Source organism: Streptomyces sp. BBFR51, assembly GCF_044591655.1.
In the GTDB taxonomy this organism is placed as follows: domain Bacteria; phylum Actinomycetota; class Actinomycetes; order Streptomycetales; family Streptomycetaceae; genus Streptomyces.
The window spans coordinates 7,378,702-7,397,958 of the sequence record NZ_CP172448.1 but is presented as its reverse complement, the minus strand read 5'-3'; the positions used below and the strand labels follow the sequence as shown (position 1 = coordinate 7,397,958).

Here is a 19,257-nt window from a genome sequence, read left to right as displayed (position 1 = left end):
TGCCGGTATCCGTCGGACATGACGGACGCGGAGTGGGCGGCTGTCCGGGCTTTGCTGCCGGTGCCGGGCTGGTTCCAAGGGCGGGGCGGACGGCCTGAGGGCTACTGCCACCGCCAGCTGCTGGAAGCGGTCCGCTACCTGGTCGCGGGCGGGATCTCGTGGCGGGCGCTGCCCGCTGACTTTCCCGACTGGGGCCGGGTCTACGCCTTCTTCCGCCGCTGGCGCGAGCACGGGCTGATCACTGAGTTCCACGATCGGCTGCGTGGAAGGGTCCGGGAACGCGAAGGTCGTGAGGCCGAGCCCACGGCGGGGATCATCGACGCGCAGTCGGTGCGGGCCGCCGCGACGGTGCCGGCCGCCTCCCGCGGCTACGACGGCGGGAAGAAGGTGCCGGGCCGCAAGCGGCACATCGTGACCGACACGCTCGGCCTGCTCCTGACCGTCGCGGTCACTGCCGCGAACATCGGCGACCGGGACGCCGCGGCGGGCCTGCTGGCCAGGCTGCGCGGCTTGAACCGCGATATCACCCTCGTCTGGGCCGACGGCGGCTACACCGGCTCCCTCGTCGGCTGGTGCCGGGACAAACTCGCCCTGACGTTGGAGATCGTCAAGCGCACCGACGACATGACAGGGTTCGTGGTGCTGCCGAGGCGGTGGGTGGCAGAGCGCACGTTCGCATGGTTGATGAACTCCCGCCGTCTGGCCCGGGACTACGAAACGTTGCCGGCCAGCAGCGAGGCGATGATCCGGTGGTCGATGGTCACGCGGATGAGCCGGCGTCTGGCACGGCCACGGGCCGCCGTCCGGCACTGAATGCCCCCGACGCCTCCAGGAGGAGCCACCCGCGCTCCGCCAGGCGCCGGGCTTTCGACCGCACCCCCTCGACCTTCGCCGGTGTCGCCCCCAGGCCCAGCTCCACCGCGATCTCCTTCGCCCGAAGCGGCCCGTGACCCATGGACCGCTGCTGTTCCAGCACGCCCACAATCCGCTGATAGTCCGGCGCCAAAGCCGTCACCGGCAGCCCTTCCCGCCAGGGCGGCACCGTCGAGCCGGGCACCGGGGCGAGCGGCGGTGCCGCTTCCTCCTCCGCCTCGGTCGTGGTCACGGCAGTGGACTCGGCCGCAGATACTGCCAGGGCCTCGATCAGTTCCTCCCGCGCGATCACCCGCCGGTCCAGCTCGATCTCCGCGGCCTCCAACGCCTCAGCCAACCGCGCGACTTCCTCCCGCAAGCCCTCCACCCGCACACGGGCAGCCGCCTCTCGCTCCTCCAGCATTCCCAGCACCGACGCCACCGCGCACCCCTCGACCATGAAGCGGACACAAGACGTCGCGATGCCTCCCTCAACCCGAGCGAAACCATGCCTGAACAGCAGGAATCAAGGGATCACGTTCGGTTGAGATACGGCTTCTAACCGCATGACCACCACCACTGCAGTCACTCTCCCCCAAGAGCGACAGCACACGGCCTACTCTTCCCGACGCATCTGGGTCAGGCACGGCATCGCCCACCTCAAGAACCGGCGGGCGCTGACCCGTCCCCCGAAGCCGGCACCCGTCAAGGAGCGGCAGGTTGCCTTCTCCTTCACCAAGAATCTTCTGGCCAACGCTGACAGTGCCGACGGCTTCGCCGCGCTCTTCCGGGCGTTCTACATGACCCTGGACGAAAGGCAGATCAGCTACCTGCAGGGCACCCTCCAGCTGGTGATGCAGGCTGACGCGGCAGAGGAAATCCAGCAGCGCCTTGAAGAACTCGGCATAAACGGGACGTTCAAGGAGATCTGACAAGCCACCTGCCACCGGCTGTGGCGGAGACTGCCCAGGGCGTCCGGCCCCGGGCAGTCGTGTGTCCGGGGCTGGCACGGCCCTGATCACCACGGGATGATCCATGTTCTGCCGCGAAAGGCAACAGCCCGGTGACAGAGAGCATCTATTGATCAGTAACTCATGGGGTTCTCGTCCAGGACGTAACGGACGTGCGGGCCGCCGAAGTAGCCGCGGACGATGTTGGCGATCGACAGATTCGCGTGCACGTCGTGGACGCTGGCCGGGACCGTTCGGAACTCCCGGGGTGGTGGGGAGTCGATGATCTCCTGGTAGTACAGCGGGTCGAGGTCCTGTCTTTCGTCCTCGGCGATGTCGAGAGCGAGCAGTGCGCGATGGGGGGACCGCATCGCTGTCTGGTCGGCGAGGAAGACCACGCACAGGTCGTCGTCACGCCTCGCCTCGTCGCATGCCTGGTCGGGTGTGCGATCGGCCCAGGCGTGATCGTCGACGAGATGGACCTCGGCGTCGTACTGACCCTCGTCGCCCACGGTTGGGCCAGCTCCGCGACCATCGCTTGCCAGGCGGCCTCGTCGCTGTAGTCGGTCCGGACGACGAGGGCGTCGTACTCGTCACGCCCCGCGATCCCAGGGGGTTGCTTCACGCCGCTGACTGTACGTCCCAGCGCGAAGCGGGTACTCAGGGCGAGGTGATGCCGGGTGGGGCGAGGAGCATCTCTCGGTGGTGCTGGGTGAGTTGGAGGAGACCCGCGGCGGGCGACGACAGCTTTTGGGTTCCGAGCGCGGCGATCTCGGACTCCGTGAAGGACAGGCCCACGATCCGGCCGTGCGATCGGTTCCCACTGATCACCTGGCCCTCCTCGTTCTCCTCCACGGCGTCGGCGAAGATCGTGTCGAAGGTCTCGGCCTCGAAGACCGCCACGGTCAGTACGCACACGGCGAGGTGCAGGGGTTCCAGTGCCATGCCGAAGCACCAGACGCGCAGCGAGCCGTCGTTCAGCGCGGCGTCGAGCAGGCTGTACGGGGGACGGGTGTAGTCGACCTCGGTGCCGCTCTCGCCCTTCGCTTCGGGGGCGCCGAGCAGTTCCTCGTTGTACTCGCGCATGATCACCCGCCACAGGGACAGGTCGCGCCGGTACGCGCCAGGCGACTGCGAGGCCGGCTGGATCATTCCGCCAGGCAACGGCCCGTACGTGTCCCCCACCGTGGCGACCTTGCCACCGCCGCGCTTCAGCAGAAAGAAGGTGGCGCGCCCGTCCGGCGTACGGCGCAGCGTCAGCGTGCCGACAGAGGGGAGCACCGTGCGCGTCTCCAGCCGCAACGGGTCGTCGGTGAGGAGGTTGCGCAGGGGCAGGTGCCGCCAGCGCGGCAGGCGTCCGGGCTTCCGCCGGGTCGTCGTGGCCAGTTCGTGGGCGACGGCCTCGTTCTGGTCGATGAGCTCGAAGTAGTGGCTCATGCCGAAGTCCAGCTGTGGTCCATCGGGGTGCGACCAGTCGGCCCGGACCAGCCGGAAGCACGGGTTGTCCTCATAGAGCGCCGGTCGGGCGAGATCGCCCATGGCCGAGGAGTATCGCTCGTACGACCGTGACCGGGTCTCCTTCGGCAGGTAACGCCGCGCCGCGCGGAGCAGGGCGGGGTCGGCCGGGGGCGGGTTCTCCCGCCAGGTGAGGGTGACGTCCCGCAGCGGGACCGGCCGCGGTGGGCGCATCGCCGGTTCCCACAGCAGGGTCGAGTCGCCGATCCGTTCCAGGCCGGGGCGCGCCCGCAGGTGGATGTCGGCGGCCATCTCGGAGAGTTCGCCGTAGCGGGCGCGCATGTCCTTCCGCTCGTTGACGAACGACCGTCGTGACTCGCCCTCGCTCGCGGGACCGACCGCCCTGCGTGCGTAGTGGAGGCTGGCACCGGTGAGTGCCACTCCCGCCAGCCCCTGCCACAGCTCCAGATCCATGTGCGTCCCCCCAGCCCGCTCCTGCCGTCGGAGGTGGCCTACCCACCGTCCGGACCTCCTACTGCCTGTGTCCCTCCCTGGCATGAAGTCGCGGAAGGCTCTTGAACAGCGCGAATTCGGCCCATACTGATCCGAAACGGTTTGGGTTCTGGGTCGTTGGTGGTGTGTGAGCGATCTGGTGGGGGACGCGCGGCATCTGTCGCCGTCGGCGCAGGAGGCCCTGCGGCTGCGGGCGGTGGCCGCGTTGGTGGCGGGGCGGGACCGTGAGGACGTGGCGGCGGTGTTCGGGGTGTCACTGAAGGCGGTCGACATCTGGTGGGCGAAGTGGCAGGCCGGTGGTCGGGAGGCGCTGGTCATGCGCCCGCGCGGTAAGCCGGTCGGGGTGCACCAGGTGCTCGGGGAGGCCGAGCAGGCCGCCGTGCGGCAGGCGGTCCTCGATCACCGACCCTGTGACGTGGGGCTGAGTGGGCAGTTGTGGACGCGGCGGTTGATCGGTGACCTGATCGCGAAGCTGTATCGGGTGCGGCTGACCGAGGTGGGGGTGGGCAAGTACCTCAAACGGTGGGGGCTGTCCTTCCAGCGCCCGGACAAGCGGGCCGTCGAGCAGGAGCCCGAGGCCGTGCGGCGTTGGCACCAGGAGATCTGGCCGGAGATCCGCGTGAAGGCGAAGGCCGACGGCGGCGAGATCCTCTTCGCCGACCAGGTCGGCATCCGCTCCGACCAGGTCACCGGCCGCACCTGGGGCGAGAAGGGGAAGACACCCGTCGTGCGGCGGACCGGCAACCGGTTCTCGGTCAACGCGATGTCGGCTATCAGCACCAAGGGCCGGATGCACTTCATGGTCTTCACCGAGAGCTTCACCGCCGAGGTGATGTGCCGCTTCCTAGACCGGCTCGCCGGTTACTTCGACCACAAGGTCCACCTCGTCGTCGACGGACACTCCGCCCACCGCTCCAAGAAGGTCCGCGACTGGCTCGCCGCCCACCCCGACGACGTCGAACTGCACTTCCTGCCGCCGTACTCGCCCGAGCTGAACCCCGACGAACTGGTCAACGCCGACCTCAAACACAGCCTGCCCAAGCAGCACCGAGCCCGGAATCAGACCGAACTCGCCGCAGAAGCACGGCGCTTCTTCCGCCGGCGCCAGCGTCAGCCACACATCGTCCGCGGCTACTTCGGCGGCCCACGCGTCCGCTACGTCCTGGACGAGAACCCCATGAGTTTCTGATCAATAGGAATGATTCTTCGATCCGCGGAAGCAGAACAGATCAAGGACGCGGCGAGCACGTTGTGCGACACGGTGTTGGGTGCCGTGCTCACGTGGTGGATGACCGCCCGGCCCAGCGGCGGGCTGAGCGGGAGAGCGAAGCGGTCGGCCTGCGAATCCAGGCGGACGCTCTGGTAGTCGCGGTCGGAGAGGTCCGCGGTACGGCGGCCACGGCCCGCATCCTGCACGACGCCTGGCAGGATCGTGATCCGGCACGCTTGCTTTACAGCCGGACCGAAACCGCGCCAGCGCCCGCCGTTCCACCGAAGACGAGGACCGGATCCGCGACCTTTGGATCGTCCCATGCGGGCGGGGCGCAGAGCGACGTCAGAGCAGCACCAGTGACGATTCGCGTCAACTCCTCGCCCGTACGGGGCTCCCACACCCGCACAGTGGTATCCCGTTGACCCACCGTGGCGAGGAGGGGTGGGGCGGTGGGCGAGGCCCGGAAGCTCGTAATGGCAGTCACCGGGCCCTGATGGCCGCGCAATACGGGAAGCGCCTCCTGTCTCAGTGCATCTGGAGACCAAAACCGAACTATGCCGTCGGAGCCGCCGGTGGCGAGGAGCACGGTGCCGTCCTCCGCCGTCCAAGTGGTCAAGCAACCTACGATGCCGATGCGGGAAGGAAGGCGTCCCTCGGAAGGTTGCCCGGGACGGCAGAACCGTACGGCCGCAGCGGATGAGTAGGCCACGATCGTGCCTTCCGCACTCGGCAGGGCCACCAGGGCGCGGATCGCATGTGAGGCGCGGACGACGGGCCACGGCTCTCCGGTGGCCAGATCGTGGAAGGACACGGTGCCAGAACTCGTGCCGCTGACTACGAACACCTGGTCCCTGCCATCCACGCCAAAGATTGTCAGCGCACGTATCGGTGTCAGATCGTGTACTGGCCTCGACAAAAACGTGCGGGTCGGATCAGGCATGCGGAACCATCCATTCTCTTGGTCCCAACGGACGATCCCGCCGCCATACGTGCCCGCGATCACGGATGCCGATCCATCGGGCCACAGGTGGCTGGTGACAGCTGTCAGTCCCTGGAAGGCCACCTCTTCGGGCAGGTGGATCTGCTGCCGCACTTCCCCAGTCACGACTGAGGTGACGTTCAGAGAACGCAGCGACTTCGATCTTAGGAGGAGGGCAGTATCTCCCCGCGCGGGGAACGGCACCATGATCGACCCGTCACGCGGCTCTTCTTGGCGGTTGCTTCGCTGTGATAGAGGGGTGGAAGGATCCCAAACCCGGACAGCGTGATCGTCGGACCCAGACACCAGCCTCGGGGCCACTTCCCCCGCATCAAGGACGGTCAGGCCCTTGACCCTCTTGTCGTGGTTGGCGGCGAAGTCGCGCACCGCCAAACCGGTTTCCGGATCCCAGAGGCGGATGCTCCCGCCCCGGCTGGGTCCCAGAGCGAGCAGTGTTTCCGTGCGGGAATTGCGTCCGGCAGGGTACAGGCAGATGGTCACAGCAGACTCGCGAATGACAGCTGTAGCGTTCTCCTTTCCCGTCCACGCATCGTAGTTGCGCACGCGCCCCGTAGAACGTGAGGCTGCGGCCAGCCGCGGACAACCATCACTGCCGACGTACAGGGCAACAGCCGAAACTCCCCTGCCCTGGCCCCCCACCTCGCTGACCAGCGTAAGCGACTCGGCGTCGAGTACTTCGACCGTGCTCCCTTCTCCGCCGACAGCGATCAGAGTCTGGCCAGTAGGGAGCTGCAGCGCGGCAAGGGCCTTGATGGAGGCACCCCACATCGTTGCGCGGGGAGTTCTCGACAGCACTTCGCCTGCGAGGGGGTCACAGATCACCAGCCCCTCCGCCGTGCCCAGCACCAACCTGGTGCCGCCCCCCACCGTGGAGAATATGGCTAGCGCGTACACGGGGGCCGACACTGGGAGATGGTCGACGTGGCCGCTCTGCGGATCGTAAAGCCAGGCCCCTTTTGCGCAGCCGACCGCAAGCAGTGGCTCTCCTCGGCGGCCGGCCAGCACGGCCAGAGCTCTCGCATACGGACCGCGTCGTACGGGCAGCCCGAAGTCGGTACCGGTGAGCGAATCCCACAGGCGGACCTCGCCGCCGCTGTCACCTGCCGCCACCAGGACAGTGCCGTCGGGCAGGGTGAAGGAAACGAGCGAGGAAACTTCTGTCTGGGTGCGACCCAGCAGGTTTCCGGGTACTCGCAGCTCGTTCCACTGCGGGACGACACGCGGATGTGCTGGTGCCACGTCGTTCTCGCTGCGCGCGGTCGGCGTGGCTTCGCTCTCCGTCGGATCCTGCGTACTGAGTGCGATGCCGTCGTATTCGCGGACCATGCCAAGAGCAGCAAGGGCCAGGCTGTCGGCGCGTGCCGAGGGCGGGGCATCGGCGAGGAACGGCTCGATGCGTGCCCACGAGGCCAAGTGCAAGGTACGGCGCGTGGGGTTGGCCGGGAGCCCGAGAGCGCCCCGTACGGTGCCGCTGGTCTCCCAAGGAAGGAAGTGCGCTGGAACGTGGCTGCCGTCGAGGACCTTGGCGGCTGCGGCGTGAGCCACCAGGTGGCGCCGCAGATAGGGGTGCGGGGCGATCTGGTCGCCCGCGCGAGGAATGAGCCGCTCAAACGCCCAGACTAGTGCCCGGTGGCTGTCCGAGATCTCCTCGTCCGAGAGCCTTTCACACACGCCGTTCTCCGAGCCACCAAGGAGTGTGCGCGGTGCGTAGCGGAGTGTCTCGCTGATCCGCTCATGCACCGGCCGGTATACGGTCCGGCCGTCCTCGACCGCGTTGGTGAGATAGCCGGAGAGGCGGCTGTCCCACACCTTCCGGATGACGTCATCCGGGTCGGCGACAGAGGTCGGTGAAAGACAGTCCACGGCGGCTGGCCAGATGTCAGCCCATGGCAGGCCCGCCCCGTACGCGAGCGCTGTAGCGCGCAATGCGGACATGAGCTGCTCCGCGGCCGTGGAATGCGTTTCGGCGACGTCACGGAGGTCTTCCCGCAGGAGGGCCTCGGTGCCCTCGCGCAGGCTCTGGAGCCACTCAGGGTCCTCCAAATCCGGCAGGATGCATCGCGCGCGCAGGCGTTCCGCCGCGATACGGGCGTCCAGAAATGAAGGAGTCACTTCCCGGGCCACCGCCTCCGCCAGATCCGCGTGGCGGGCGAGCGGCGGACCCGAGAGCACTTCCCCGTCCTCCTGACCCGCATACGGTACTCCCAACAGCGCGCGGACGTACGGCGCGATGTCCTGCGCGGTGTCGGGGCCGTCTGTACGGATGGGGGCACTGGCGGCAGTGGCCCGGACCAGCAAATCGAGGAGGTCTGGGTTCTGGGCACGCGAGGCGGGAGCATCAGCGGCGGCTGCGGTGTCGGGACGAGGGCTGCGGATGCCGAGCAGCAGCCGGACGGCAGGGCGTTCATCCGTCATCCGAAGATCTGCCAAGGGACGCAGCAAGTCTGTGATGACCCGTGTTGGGTTCTTGGCTTCGTCGATGCCGTCGATTACCAGGGTGAGCGGCTCGCCCCGGCGCCGCGCCTCGCTCTGCAACAAGTTCCGCAACCGAGCGAGGTGTCCGCTCACGGGGCCGTCGGCCCTCGACGGGATTCCTTGCCTCAGGTCGGCGTCGAGGGCCTCGCAGAGCGCTTGGGCGAGCTCGTCCGGGTCGGTGTTGCGGGCGAGGACGGCAGCATCCACGGACCCTTCCGGCACCTCAAGTTCTGCCGGGATCTGGGTGACCAGGGCGCGGTACATCTCGTCGGCCCGGAAGCGGGAGTCACTCAGGGTCACGGTACGGGCAAGGAGGGCAGACTTCCCGGACCCGGCCACACCCGTGACGATCAAAACGCCTTCCGCACCGGCCAGGAAGGCGAGGATGCGCTTGACGAGCTTGGCACGGCCCGTGAAATACCAGCCCGGACTATCCAGTTCGGAGGCACCTGCGGCGCGGGAAATCCAGAACCTGTCGAGCTGAGCGCGTGTCCACCCGACCTGGTGGGCGGAAGCCTTTAAGACCGCTTCGATCCCCTTATGGCCCGGATTGGGAAGACAGGGGCTCAGCTGTTCTTGCGCCCTCTCCACAGTGGCCGAGGGCGTGGGCCAGACGAACTCAACGTTGGCCATGGTGCTCTGGTCGAACACCTTCCTAAGGATGCTCTTCCAGTCCTGCCAGCTTAGGTGCGGCCCTGCAAAACCATTGGCCTCGTCCTCACAGTGTGCCTGCACGGCTCGCAGGACGTTGGCAAAGGCATTCAAGCTGGGCGTGCTTTGGTCGTTCCCAGCGACGACGACCACCAACGAGGCAAGGGCGCGGCGCTCCTGCCGCAGACCCCTCAGCGTTGTCTTGAGTTCAGCCTCAAGCTGGCCCGAAAAGCAGGAGTCCACCATCACCAAGACGTGCGTGGCATGGGAGTCAAGTACGGTGGTGATGATCTCAGCGGTCGGGAACGCGGTCGCGTACGGCCTGTCCACGTACGTGTCCCGCAGCTGCAAGAAGTGCTGAGGAGAGTTCGTCGGAGCCAGCCCGTGCCCGGTGATATAGACGACAAGGGCTTCGTCGTCATCCGCGTTCCCTAGATCCTCCTCCAGGAGGAAGGTGCGCAGGTCGCGCAAGTCGTGAAGCTGCTTGGCCTCGGAAGGCTCGAAACGGCGCTCGTCATCGAGAGAGGGATGTGCCCACCAGTCCTTCACCGCCGTCACCTGCGCGGTGATCGCCTTTCCGAACGCCTCCTGCTCGGCTGCAGATCCGTCGTCGTACTCCGAGACCGCGATGACAACGAGGCGGCGGGCGAAGGTATCCGGGGCTGGCGCGCGTGTCACGGTCGGCCGCCCGCCACGGCGCGAGCCACGGGCACGCTGCGGAGATAGCGCAGGGCGCTATGCGGGTCGCCTGTGCCATTGTTCACCGGAGCTTCGGTGAGTTCCCGCGCGACGGCAGACAGGCTCGCGCCCCCGGTGATGAAGTCGTCGGGGTCAAAGACGTTGACCCACCTGATGCGCGAGTCGAGCTGGAGGGGTGCGCCATCGATGAGTCCCATGAGCCGCCGCACGGCGGGTATGCCCAGCGGCGAGCCACAGGTCACCAGCGTGTGCAGGTCAGAGCCGGGCATGCCCGCAGCACCGAGCTCCTTGCGGCGGAGCAGATCGTAGGCGATGACACTGCCGAGCGAATGACCGATGACCACGGCAGTATCCAGCGTGAATTCGTCCCGAACGAACGCCCGTACCTCGGCGGCCAGGGCTGGCCTGGTGAGGTAGTAGCGCACCTCCCGCAAGCGCCGGACGAGGAACTGCACGCCGCCTCCCGGGAAACGGTGGTCATAGGCCATCGCCAGCCGGGTCAGACGCGGCGACCACAGCTTGGGAAGCCCCAACGTGGCCAGGGGCTGGGTTTCGGCAAAGGCTACGTCCTCGGACCGTACAAGGTCGGTGAAAGCCTCGGCAACGAAGTCCTCCGCCGCCGCCTCCATCGGCACTGACTCGCTGAAGAGGTCGTCCTCGGGACCCAAACGGTCTGTTCCCCTCGCCAGGAGTGCCGTCCAATGCGGCACCACGAGGGACACCGCACAGGCTTCTATGTCGGGCAGCGAGTCAATGCCGCGCTGGAGCGCTCGACTCCAGTCGGCGGTCAGTCGATGCCCAGAGGTCTTCGACTGCCCGATTCCGTGTACACCGACGACCTGTACTGTCTCCACGCCTTGGCTCGCCCCGCTCCACCGTGTGCCTGCATGCAAGCCGCGGATGTGCTGTTGTCCCCCGGCTGAAGGCCATTGTGCTGCATACGATGCGGGCATATGGGCGCTTCACACGTCATGCGCCGCACCAAGACACTGCCTCCGCCCTTCTCCGAGCAGTGCGGCCGAGCGCTGCCCAGCCTGGGCTCCATCTGGCTAGTTCAGGGCCCCAAGATGTGTGTTCGGACGGCAACCCGAGATGAGCCGTCTAGTGCCGTGACCGGGAAGGTTTGCCGGGTAGGCGGTGCAGAATGACGTAGCGCCGATCGGCTGGGGGTTGTCGTACCCCCGGTGTAGCGTCCGGGCCGGAGTCAGATCATGTTCTGTGGTTGACGGAGGCGCGCGGATGACAAGTACGACGGGCGAGGCCATGGTGGGCGGCGTCCCAGCTGACCAAGATCCAGGCGCAGGGAGCCGTTCGGTGAACGCTGAACTCGCCGCGCTCAAGGGTGCCCTGGACAGCCAGCGCGCGCACGTCGTTGGGATCCTCGAAGGGGTCTCGGAGGAGGATCTGCGGCGGCCGGTGCTGCCCAGCGGTTGGAGCTGCCTGGCGTTGCTGCGCCACCTCACGGTGGATGTCGAACGCTTCTGGTTCCCCGGAGTGATCGCGGGCGAACCGGATGTGGCCGGACAGCTCGCGGTAGGCACGGAGGCGCACTGGTACGTCCCCGAGGGGATGAGCACCAGGGAGGTCTTCGCCGACTACCGGGCGGCCATCGCACGCGCAGACGTCGTGCTCGCCGCCGCCAACCTGGACCAGGAGCCTGCTGCGTGGCCCGTGGACATCTGGCCGACCTGGCGGCTGCCCGATGTGCGCCGCATCCTCATCCACGTGCTCACCGAGGTCGCCTGCCACAGCGGTCACTTGGACGCTGCACGCGAACTGATCGATGGCACCACCTGGCTCGGCGGCAACCCCTACACTGGATAACCCTCTGCCCCAGTGAGCAACATCGAGATCCTCAGGCCGCGGTGGCGAGAGGTCAGCCGCCCCAGCGGGTTCCCTTCTCGCTGCGAACACGGGCTCGTTCACAACGCTGAGCGGCCAGAACATGGGGGTGCCGGGAGTTGGCGTTGCGCCAGCGCAGGTGTCGCTGAAACTCCCTGGTCTGAACTGTGTGGTTCGGGTGATGCGAGTTGGCGAGCGTGAACTGCCGCAGCGGACCGAAGTGCGCCTCGATCGGGTTCGCCCAGGAGGCGTTGGTCGGCGTGAAGCACAGCTCGACCTTGTTCTTCCGGGCCCACCGGCGGACCTTGCTGCCCCTATTGGCGGACAGATTGTCCAGGAACACGTAGATCGGGGCGCCGTCCGGCCGGGCGGCCCGGATCGACTGCAACGCGGCCAGCGATGGAACGGCGCCCTTGCGGCGACGGTTGACACCCCAGAGGGTGTCGTCGCCGACCGAATAGCAGCCGTGGAAGTAGGTGACGCCGTGGGTGCGGTGGAAGGTCGCCGGCAACCGGTCGGGCTTGCCCTCCTTCGCCCAGCACGACCCCGGCGGTGGGACGGATGCCGAGCGGCCCGAACTCGTCGAAGGCGAAGGTGCGGCCGGGGCGCTCGGTCAGCGCGTACTCGATCCGGCCCAGCTTGGCGTCGAAGTCCGGGTCGCTGGATTCCTTCCAGGTCTTGGTCCGCTGGAACGTCACGCCGCGACGGCGGAGCAGGCAGCGCAGGGCCTCGCGGCCGATGCGTATCGGACGGGCGACGTTGCGCCGCAGATGCTCGGCGAGCTTGCGGATCAACCAGCGGGTAAAGGGCTGGCCGAGCTTGGTGGGGCCGGTGATGGCCGTCTCGATGACGAACTCCTCGTCGTCAACGCTCAGTAGGCGGGGACGGCCTCCCGCCCACTGAGGGTCCAAGCAAGCCAACCCGATCTCGTTGAACCGGTGGATCACATCGCGGACGGTGTCCTCGTCCGCCTGCACCAGGTTCGCGATCACCGGGGCGGTGTTCCCGCCCGCGGAACCCAGCAGCATCATCGCCCTGCGGAACCGCACCGTGCTGGTGCTGCCCCGGCGCACGATCCGCTGCAGCTTCTGCCCCTCCTGCTCGGTCAGCCTGCGAATGGAAGCGTGACCGACACCAGCAGCACCCGGCCCGCCGAGGGAGAAGCGCGAGCGCCGCGGCAGAGCCTGCTGCACCGTCTGATGCGCTTCGTCCCCCTGATCGCCCCCGTCCTGCTGTGGGCCGTGCCCTGCTGGGTGCTCCTGCACAGCGGCCAGCACTGGCCGTTGCCCATCACGCTGACTGGAACCGCTCTGTTCGTGCTCGGCATGGCATGCATGCCGCTCGCCATCGTGCGCGGCCACGGCCGACGCCAGCAGGACCGGTCGGCGATCGTCGGTGACACGCTGCTGGGGATTAGTTGGGTCCTGTTCACCTGGTCCGTGCTGCTTGGCGTCCTCCTGCGGCTCGCCCTGACCATTGGCGGCGTCGGCGAGGGTGTCGACCGTCGCATGACGCGGTTGGAGCGCATGCGTCCCAACACCTTGACCGGCAGGCCGGCGGGGATGTGGCCATGCGCGGGGCGTCGAAGACGATAAGGATATTGCGGTCGCCGAAGTGCCAGCGGCCCATCTCGATCAGATCGGTGGCCACCCGGCGGAGGTGGGCGGCCGTGACCTCGGTGACGTCGTCCTCGAGGCCGAGACGGACTGCGTCCAGGAGCTGGCACCAGGACGTCCGGCCCGATTCGAGAGCGGCGACGAACGAGTACGGCCAGCCGGGGATGAACTGGTGCGAGGACCGGCCGCTGCGGCCGTAGACGTGGCAGAACAGGCGGTCCGCGCTGCTCGGCGCGTTCTATGACGGGCCGGTTGCCGGGCCAGCCGGGACTGACACCGGCCGAGCAGTGCGACAGAGCGCTGCCCAGCCAGCCCCCTCCTGCAAGCTCAGCGCTCCACAATGCGCGTTCGGACAACAACCCGTGACGAGCCGTCCGCGAACGGCAAGGGCCTGAAGCGCTGCGCAGTGACTTCGCACTCCAGGCGGGACGCTCCGTCCAAGGCGCGCAGCAAACGATCCTGCTCGTCAGCAGGGAGACGCTCCAGCATCTGGACCATCTCCCTCAGCTCCTGCCCGACCGACGTCACCTCTCCCCCGCGAGGTCGAGATCACCCTTGCTCGTCTCGGCCACGCCTTGAGCGATCCGGGGACGGCGCCACGGGTGCACGATCGGACCGGAGACCGCCCGCCACCACGCCTCCACCGGCAGCTCCCCCGCCGGCTCGAACGGCTCCCCCGGCCGCGGGAATGCCACCGCCTGGCTGACCTCGTCGGCCGCGTCCTTGGTCCACTCCCCCGGCTCCGCCCACGGATGCGGGGCCAGGTTGAACGTCCCCCAGTGGATCGGCAGCAGCACCCCACCCGGAGCGCCTCCCTGCAGGTCAAGGTGGGCCTGCACCCCCTGCGCAGGCGTCATGTGAATGTCTGGCCACATGCCAGGCAGCGGCGTATAGTCCGTGTGGTTCTTGGGCCAGAACTCGGCGTACGCCCCGAGCTGGATCATCGTGGCGTCGAACGGGCCGTGCTCGGCGCCGATGTCCCGGAAGCCGTCGAAGTAGCCCGTGTCCCCGCTGTGGTAGACGCGGTGCTCCTCCCCGGCGACGACCCAGGACGCCCAGAGGGTGTGCTGGGTGTTGCGCAGTCCGCGCCCGCAGAAGTGCCGGGCCGGGGTGGCGGTCAGGGTGAGGCCGCCGACGCGCGTCGACTCGTGCCAGTCCAGCTCGCGCAGCCGGTCGCGGGACACGCCCCAGTGTTCGAGGTGGGCGCCGACGCCCAGCGGCACCGCGAAGAGGGTGTCCGTGCCGGCCAGCGCCTTGATCGTGGGCAGATCGAGGTGGTCGTAGTGGTCGTGGGAGATGACGACGACGTCGACCGGGCCCAGGGCCGCCAGGGGCAGCGGTGCCGGATGCAGCCGCTTGGGGCCGGCGAAGGGGACCGGGGAACAGCGCTCGCCCCACACGGGGTCGAAGAGCACCCGCTGCCCGTCGATCTCGGCGAGCACGCTGGAGTGTCCCATCCAGGTCAGCCGCAGACCCGTGGCGGGCGGCCTGGCGAGGTCGGCGAGGGTGGTGGCGTGCACCGGGATCGGACCCCGCGGGGCACGGCGGAGCCGCGCCTCCTTGTTGAAGTAGATCTTCGCGAACTCCGTGGCCGATCCGGAGGGCCGGGTACGGGCGGTGCCGCCGGGGTTCTGGAAGACGCCGTCGCGGAAGTTCGGCGATCTGCGGATGCGCGCCATGCGCTCACCGCTCGGGTCCGCGCCGAAGGCCGCGGGCAGCGGCACGCGAAGCCCGGGACTCGGGGAACGGAAACCGGCCACGGTACCTCCAGGTGGAGTGGTTCAGGCTCTCATTGTCGTCTCGTCCTACGTCACCTCGAACGACGGATGCCACATCCGTGTTCCCGGTCCTCCGCGGCCGAAGAGGGCGCCACCGCACGTCCGAGGGCCTGTATAGGGTGACGTGCGTGGTGAGAGTCCGGTTGAGCGTGACCCAGCGGCGCGAGGAATTGCTCCGCGCGGCCATCGAGCAGATATCGGCGCGGGGCGTGGCGGCGCTGCGGATCGCCGACGTGGCCGCCACGCTCGGTGTCAGCAACGCCCTGGTGCTCTACCACTTCTCCACGAAGGAGAGGCTGGTCGCCGCCGCGTTCACCCACGCCGCCGAGGACGACCTCGCCCATCTGCGCAAGCTGCTCGGCCGCCGTACGTCGGCGCTGCGCCGGCTGCGCGCGGCCGTGCGCTGGTACGCCCCCACCGGTCAGGCCAAGGGCTGGCGGCTGTGGATCGAGGGCTGGGCGGTGTCGCTGCGCGAGCCCGCGCTGCGGGAGGTCACGCGGGAGCTGGACCGCCAGTGGAAGGCGGCGATCGCCGAGGTCATCGCCGAGGGCGTGGCCGCCGGTGAGTTCCCGTGCGCCGAGCCCGAGGGCGCCGCCCTGCGGCTGACGGCCCTGCTCGACGGGCTGGCGGTGCAGCTCACGTCGTACGCGGGCACGGTGTCGCGGGCACGGGCACAGGAGTGGATGGACGAGGCGCTGGCCCGGGAACTGGGCCTGGAGCGAACGGCCTTGACGCCCACGAGGCGCTAGCCCCGCCGCACGCCGGCCGTTCGCTCCCCGCGCACGCCGGCCGTTCACTCCCCACTGGACACCGGCCGTTCGCTCCCCGCTCTCAGGCCACCGCGGCGATCCGCGTCTTGATGTCGTCCGGCGACAGCGTCCCCTTGGCCGTCACGTGGTCGCCCGACGACTCGCCCCGCAGCCGGCGTCCGATCCACGGCACCAGGTACTCGCGTGCCCAGTGCACGTCGTCGCGCCGGACGTCCAGCGTGCCGCGCGGCGGCAGGGGCGGCCAGGGCTGGTCCGGGTCGGCCGGGACGCGCAGGCCGAGGGCCTGTCCCGCGCGCAGCGCCACGCGCGTGTGGCCCTCGGGCGAGAGATGCAGCCGGTCGGCGTCCCACGCCCTGCGGTCCTGGACGCTCCTGAGCGACCACAGGTCGAGCACCGGACAGCCGTACCGGTCGGCGATGGCACGCACGTGCCCGTTGTACGTGGCGATCTTGCCGCGCAGATGCTTGAGGACGGGCACGCCACGGGTGTCGAACCCGGTGGTCACCAGTACGGTGCCGGCCGCCGCGGTCAGCGCGGCCACCGCCAGTTCGAACCGCTGGGCCACCTCGTCCGGGTCGGTCCCGGGCCGGATGATGTCGTTGCCGCCCGCCGCGAACGAGACCAGGTCCGGGGCGAGTGCAACGACCCCGGGGACCTGTTCCGCCACGATCTGGTCGAGCAGCCTGCCGCGCACGGCGAGGTTGGTGTACGTGAAGTCGCCCTCGGGGCGCCGGTCCGCGAGCAGTACGGCGAGTCGGTCGGCCCAGCCGACGAACGCCCCGTCGGGGCCGGAATCGCCGACGCCCTCGGTGAAGCTGTCCCCCACCGCCACGTACGACCCGATCACTGCTCTGCTGTCACTCTTCGAATCGTCTGCCACATCGGCCCATGATTCACCGTGGAATGTGACCTACGCGACCGTAGGAAGGGATTGACGGGCGGTGAGAAAAGCCACGCCTAAAGTGTTCGTCAATTCCGGAATACACCGAAGGCCGGACCCGGGGATCGGGGTCCGGCCTTCGGTGGCGCGGGGACCGCGCCGAAACGCCGTCAGGTCGTCAGCTCGTCAGCGCTTGTCGGCGCTCGTCAGACGGAGACGCCGTGCGAGCGCAGGAACGCGATCGGGTCGACGTCCGAGCCGTAGTCCGGCGTGGTGCGGATCTCGAAGTGCAGGTGCGGGCCGGTCACGTTGCCGGTGGCACCCGAGAGGCCGACCTGCTGGCCCGCCGTCACCGACTGGCCGGCGGAGACGGAGAGCGAGGAGAGGTGGGCGTACTGGGCGTAGTGGCCGTCGGAGAGCTGGATGACGACCTGGTTGCCGTACGCGCCGCCCCAGCCGGCGGAGACGACGGTGCCCGCGCCGACGGCCTTGAGCGAGGTGCCGGTCGGGACGACGAAGTCCGTGCCGGTGTGGTAGCCGCTGGACCACATGCTGCCGGACTGGTGGTACGGGGTACCGACGGTGCCGCCCGCGACGGGGGAGGTGTAGCCGCTGCTGCTGTCGGCGGACTGGGTGCCGGTGTCCGAGGAGCCGGCGGAGTCCGAGGAGGAGGCCTTGTCGGCGTCCGTCGACTTCTCGGACGACTGGGAGGCGGACTTCTCGGCCTTGGCGGGCTTCTCGGCGGCCGGCTTCTCCGACTTGGCGGAGGAGGGGGCCGAGGACTCGGCGGCCTGGCCGCCGATCGAGAGCTTCAGGCCGGGGTGGATCAGCGACGGGTCGGAGCCGACGGCCTCGCGGTTGTCCGAGTAGAGCTTCTTCCAGCCGCCGTCCACGTCCTGGTCGTCGGCGATCTTCGAAAGGTAGTCACCGCTCTTCACGGTGTACGTCCGCGAATCCGAGTTCTTCTCTGAAGCGCTCGCGGCGGACTTCTTGGCCGACGTCGCAATGGACTGCACGGCCTGCTCGGAAACGGAGTGGGCGGGGGCGGCGTTGGCCCCGGCGGCACCCATCAGCGGGAGCGCGAGCGCGGCCCCACCGGTTCCGGCGACGGCGATGGTGCGGGTCAGGCGCATGGCCCTGGTACGGCGGTGCTTACCCTTCGCGGGCATGGCGAATTCCTCTCCGGCGCCTGCGAGGTGAGCTGTCGGGTGCGGGCTGGAGATGCCCGGCCGCGCCGAAACGCGGCTTTACCCCAAGCCGTTCCGGGAACCGGAACAGGCAGTTGTACCTGTGGGTCCCCCGCTCCTGCCGTGTACGGGTGGTGGATGAGTGCGGGCTCCGGTCGGCGGCAGGATTAGGCGTCCGTCCGGATCGGTGGTGAACGTAAGGGACCAAGACGCACGTGGACAAGCGAGGGGTTCCGTCGACCGGTGTTCCGATTGATCCTTTGAGGGAAAACCCGGTAACCCTGCGTCGATTTCCGCGGCACTCTTTTCCCTAAAGGCCCTTGAGAAGCAGCTGAATTACGTGAACATGACGGGCAACGCACGGTCACGGATATGACGCTGCTCACGCGCCGCTTCCCCACCTACCGCCATTTCAGGCCCAGTTGTCATCAAGACACCAATTCGGACAGAAGGCTCTTATCATCTCGCAATACCTCTTTTGAAAGCGCCTTTCGGGCACAGGTGATGCCGTATCGTCGAGTGGTGCCCGCAGGCGAGCAGCGTCGGCGGCGCTCAGTGGGAGGAGCCCCTGTGACGCAGCAGGTCCCGTCGACCGAACCCGAGCTGACCGGTGTGCGCAACTTCCGGGACGTGGGCGGACTGCCGACCGTGGACGGGCGGCGGGTGCGGCAGGGGGTGCTGTTCCGCAGCGGCCACCTGGCGCACGCCACCGGGGAGGACGCCGCGTTCCTGGCCTCGCTGGGCCTGCACACGATCTTCGACTTCCGCAACGCGGCCGACCAGAAGCTCGACGGTCCGGACGTCGAGCTGCCGGGCGTGCGCAATGTGAACCTGCCGCTGAGCGATCCGGCCGACGGCGCCGAGTTCTGGAAGATGGTCCGCGACGGGGACCTCGACCAGCTGCGCGAGATCCTGGCCGGTGACAAGGGCGCCGACCGGATGATCGGCTCCTACCGCATGATCGTCAAGGAGCGCACGGCGGAGCACTCCCGGATCCTGCACGCGCTCGCCGAGGACAGCGTCCCCGCGCTGATGCACTGCGCCGCCGGCAAGGACCGCGCCGGACTGTCGATCGCGATCACCCTGCTCGCGCTGGGCGTCGAGCGCGACGCCGTCGTCGAGGACTACCTGAAGTCGAACGCCGCGCACCGCCGCTACAAGGTGCGCCGCAGCGGCACCACCGCCTCGGCCTACTCCCCCGAGGTCATGGAGCTGCTCAGCCCCCTGTTCGACGCGCGCGCCGAGTACCTGGCGGCGGCCTTCGAGACCGTCGAGGAGACGTGGGGCGGGGTCGACGCCTACCTGGAGAAGGGCCTGGGGCTCGCCCCCGAAACCCGGGAGCGGCTGCGCGAGCGGATGCTGGACTGAGCCACCCG

15 protein-coding genes, 3 pseudogenes and 1 riboswitch are annotated in these 19,257 nt (G+C 68.6%); of the genes and pseudogenes, 8 read left to right on the top strand and 10 right to left on the bottom strand.

The features are described 5' to 3' along the window. Window positions 1-18 precede the first annotated feature (18 nt). A complete protein-coding gene (locus ACGH7X_RS33550) occupies window positions 19-813 on the top strand; it encodes an IS5 family transposase (RefSeq protein ID WP_399892529.1) in 795 nt (264 codons plus the stop codon). Here the strand turns inward: ACGH7X_RS33550 and ACGH7X_RS33545 are convergent. Next, on the bottom strand, window positions 761-1,312 hold the full coding sequence (locus ACGH7X_RS33545) for a hypothetical protein (RefSeq protein WP_382887809.1): 552 nt from the start codon (window positions 1,310-1,312) through the stop codon (window positions 761-763). The two genes, ACGH7X_RS33550 and ACGH7X_RS33545, sit on opposite strands and share 53 nt — an antisense overlap. A 106-nt stretch (window positions 1,313-1,418) precedes the next feature. Here ACGH7X_RS33545 and ACGH7X_RS33540 point away from each other — a divergent pair, with 106 nt between their 5' ends. Next, window positions 1,419-1,784, top strand: a complete 366-nt coding sequence (locus ACGH7X_RS33540; protein WP_399892526.1) for a hypothetical protein — start codon at window positions 1,419-1,421, stop codon at window positions 1,782-1,784. A 152-nt stretch (window positions 1,785-1,936) separates the two neighbouring features. Here the strand turns inward: ACGH7X_RS33540 and ACGH7X_RS33535 are convergent, their stop codons facing one another. Further along, window positions 1,937-2,314: a DUF6924 domain-containing protein gene (locus ACGH7X_RS33535; protein ID WP_382887805.1), complete on the bottom strand. Its 378-nt coding sequence runs from the start codon at window positions 2,312-2,314 to the stop codon at window positions 1,937-1,939. Between the two features lie 148 nt (window positions 2,315-2,462). Then, on the bottom strand, window positions 2,463-3,731 hold the full coding sequence (locus tag ACGH7X_RS33530; RefSeq protein WP_382887804.1) for a transcriptional regulator: 1,269 nt from the start codon (window positions 3,729-3,731) through the stop codon (window positions 2,463-2,465). 226 nt (window positions 3,732-3,957) lie between these two features. Between ACGH7X_RS33530 and ACGH7X_RS33525 the strand changes: the two genes are divergently transcribed. Continuing rightward, window positions 3,958-4,959: an IS630 family transposase gene (locus ACGH7X_RS33525; RefSeq protein WP_399897526.1), complete on the top strand. Its 1,002-nt coding sequence runs from the start codon at window positions 3,958-3,960 to the stop codon at window positions 4,957-4,959. A 262-nt stretch (window positions 4,960-5,221) separates the two neighbouring features. Here the strand turns inward: ACGH7X_RS33525 and ACGH7X_RS33520 are convergent, their stop codons facing one another. Beyond that, window positions 5,222-9,787 (bottom strand): AAA family ATPase, encoded by a 4,566-nt coding sequence (locus ACGH7X_RS33520; protein WP_382884385.1) that lies wholly within the window; start codon window positions 9,785-9,787, stop codon window positions 5,222-5,224. After that, window positions 9,784-10,662 carry a hypothetical protein gene (locus ACGH7X_RS33515; protein ID WP_399892521.1) on the bottom strand — a complete coding sequence of 293 codons (879 nt, stop codon included), beginning with the start codon at window positions 10,660-10,662 and terminating at the stop codon, window positions 9,784-9,786. Before ACGH7X_RS33515 ends, ACGH7X_RS33520 begins: the two co-directional genes overlap by 4 nt. A 460-nt stretch (window positions 10,663-11,122) precedes the next feature. Between ACGH7X_RS33515 and ACGH7X_RS33510 the strand changes: the two genes are divergently transcribed. Continuing rightward, window positions 11,123-11,632, top strand: coding sequence for a DinB family protein (locus ACGH7X_RS33510; protein WP_399892518.1), 510 nt, complete (start codon window positions 11,123-11,125; stop codon window positions 11,630-11,632). Window positions 11,633-11,684: 52 nt separating this feature from the next. Here the strand turns inward: ACGH7X_RS33510 and ACGH7X_RS33505 are convergent. Then, window positions 11,685-12,681: pseudogene (locus ACGH7X_RS33505) on the bottom strand (IS630 family transposase). Between ACGH7X_RS33505 and ACGH7X_RS33500 the strand changes: the two are divergent. Then, the gene (locus tag ACGH7X_RS33500; RefSeq protein WP_382884582.1) at window positions 12,608-12,778 is read left to right on the top strand and encodes a hypothetical protein; all 171 of its coding nucleotides are present in this window, start codon (window positions 12,608-12,610) and stop codon (window positions 12,776-12,778) included. The pseudogene ACGH7X_RS33505 and the gene ACGH7X_RS33500 sit on opposite strands and share 74 nt — an antisense overlap. Continuing rightward, window positions 12,775-13,155, top strand: a pseudogene (locus tag ACGH7X_RS33495) (metallophosphoesterase); the annotation flags it as partial. The gene ACGH7X_RS33500 and the pseudogene ACGH7X_RS33495, both read left to right, overlap by 4 nt. Here ACGH7X_RS33495 and ACGH7X_RS33490 read toward each other — a convergent pair. After that, window positions 13,140-13,504, bottom strand: a pseudogene (locus tag ACGH7X_RS33490) (transposase); the annotation flags it as partial. The pseudogenes ACGH7X_RS33495 and ACGH7X_RS33490 sit on opposite strands and share 16 nt — an antisense overlap. Window positions 13,505-13,790: 286 nt before the next feature. Further along, window positions 13,791-15,026: an MBL fold metallo-hydrolase gene (locus ACGH7X_RS33485; protein ID WP_399892515.1), complete on the bottom strand. Its 1,236-nt coding sequence runs from the start codon at window positions 15,024-15,026 to the stop codon at window positions 13,791-13,793. Between the two features lie 146 nt (window positions 15,027-15,172). Between ACGH7X_RS33485 and ACGH7X_RS33480 the strand changes: the two genes are divergently transcribed. After that, window positions 15,173-15,793, top strand: coding sequence for a TetR/AcrR family transcriptional regulator (locus ACGH7X_RS33480; protein WP_399892512.1), 621 nt, complete (start codon window positions 15,173-15,175; stop codon window positions 15,791-15,793). Between the two features lie 82 nt (window positions 15,794-15,875). Here ACGH7X_RS33480 and ACGH7X_RS33475 read toward each other — a convergent pair whose 3' ends face one another. Together ACGH7X_RS33475 and ACGH7X_RS33470 are read right to left on the bottom strand one after the other, a co-directional pair. Continuing rightward, window positions 15,876-16,661 carry an SGNH/GDSL hydrolase family protein gene (locus ACGH7X_RS33475; protein WP_399897523.1) on the bottom strand — a complete coding sequence of 262 codons (786 nt, stop codon included), beginning with the start codon at window positions 16,659-16,661 and terminating at the stop codon, window positions 15,876-15,878. Window positions 16,662-16,900: 239 nt separating this feature from the next. Beyond that, window positions 16,901-17,863: a peptidoglycan DD-metalloendopeptidase family protein gene (locus ACGH7X_RS33470; RefSeq protein WP_399892510.1), complete on the bottom strand. Its 963-nt coding sequence runs from the start codon at window positions 17,861-17,863 to the stop codon at window positions 16,901-16,903. Window positions 17,864-17,867: 4 nt separating this feature from the next. Next, window positions 17,868-18,025, bottom strand: a riboswitch (cyclic di-AMP (ydaO/yuaA leader). A 426-nt stretch (window positions 18,026-18,451) separates the two neighbouring features. Here ACGH7X_RS33470 and ACGH7X_RS33465 point away from each other — a divergent pair. Then, window positions 18,452-19,249 (top strand): tyrosine-protein phosphatase, encoded by a 798-nt coding sequence (locus ACGH7X_RS33465; protein ID WP_399892507.1) that lies wholly within the window; start codon window positions 18,452-18,454, stop codon window positions 19,247-19,249. The last annotated feature ends 8 nt before the right edge of the window (window positions 19,250-19,257 follow it).

Coding starts and splice junctions, on each gene's coding strand:
- ACGH7X_RS33550 (WP_399892529.1), top strand. CDS start 19: ATGACGGACGCGGAGTGGGCGGCTGTCCGGGCTTTGCTGCCGGTGCCG.
- ACGH7X_RS33545 (WP_382887809.1), bottom strand. CDS start 1,312: ATGGTCGAGGGGTGCGCGGTGGCGTCGGTGCTGGGAATGCTGGAGGAG.
- ACGH7X_RS33540 (WP_399892526.1), top strand. CDS start 1,419: ATGACCACCACCACTGCAGTCACTCTCCCCCAAGAGCGACAGCACACG.
- ACGH7X_RS33530 (WP_382887804.1), bottom strand. CDS start 3,731: ATGGATCTGGAGCTGTGGCAGGGGCTGGCGGGAGTGGCACTCACCGGT.
- ACGH7X_RS33470 (WP_399892510.1), bottom strand. CDS start 17,863: ATGCCCGCGAAGGGTAAGCACCGCCGTACCAGGGCCATGCGCCTGACC.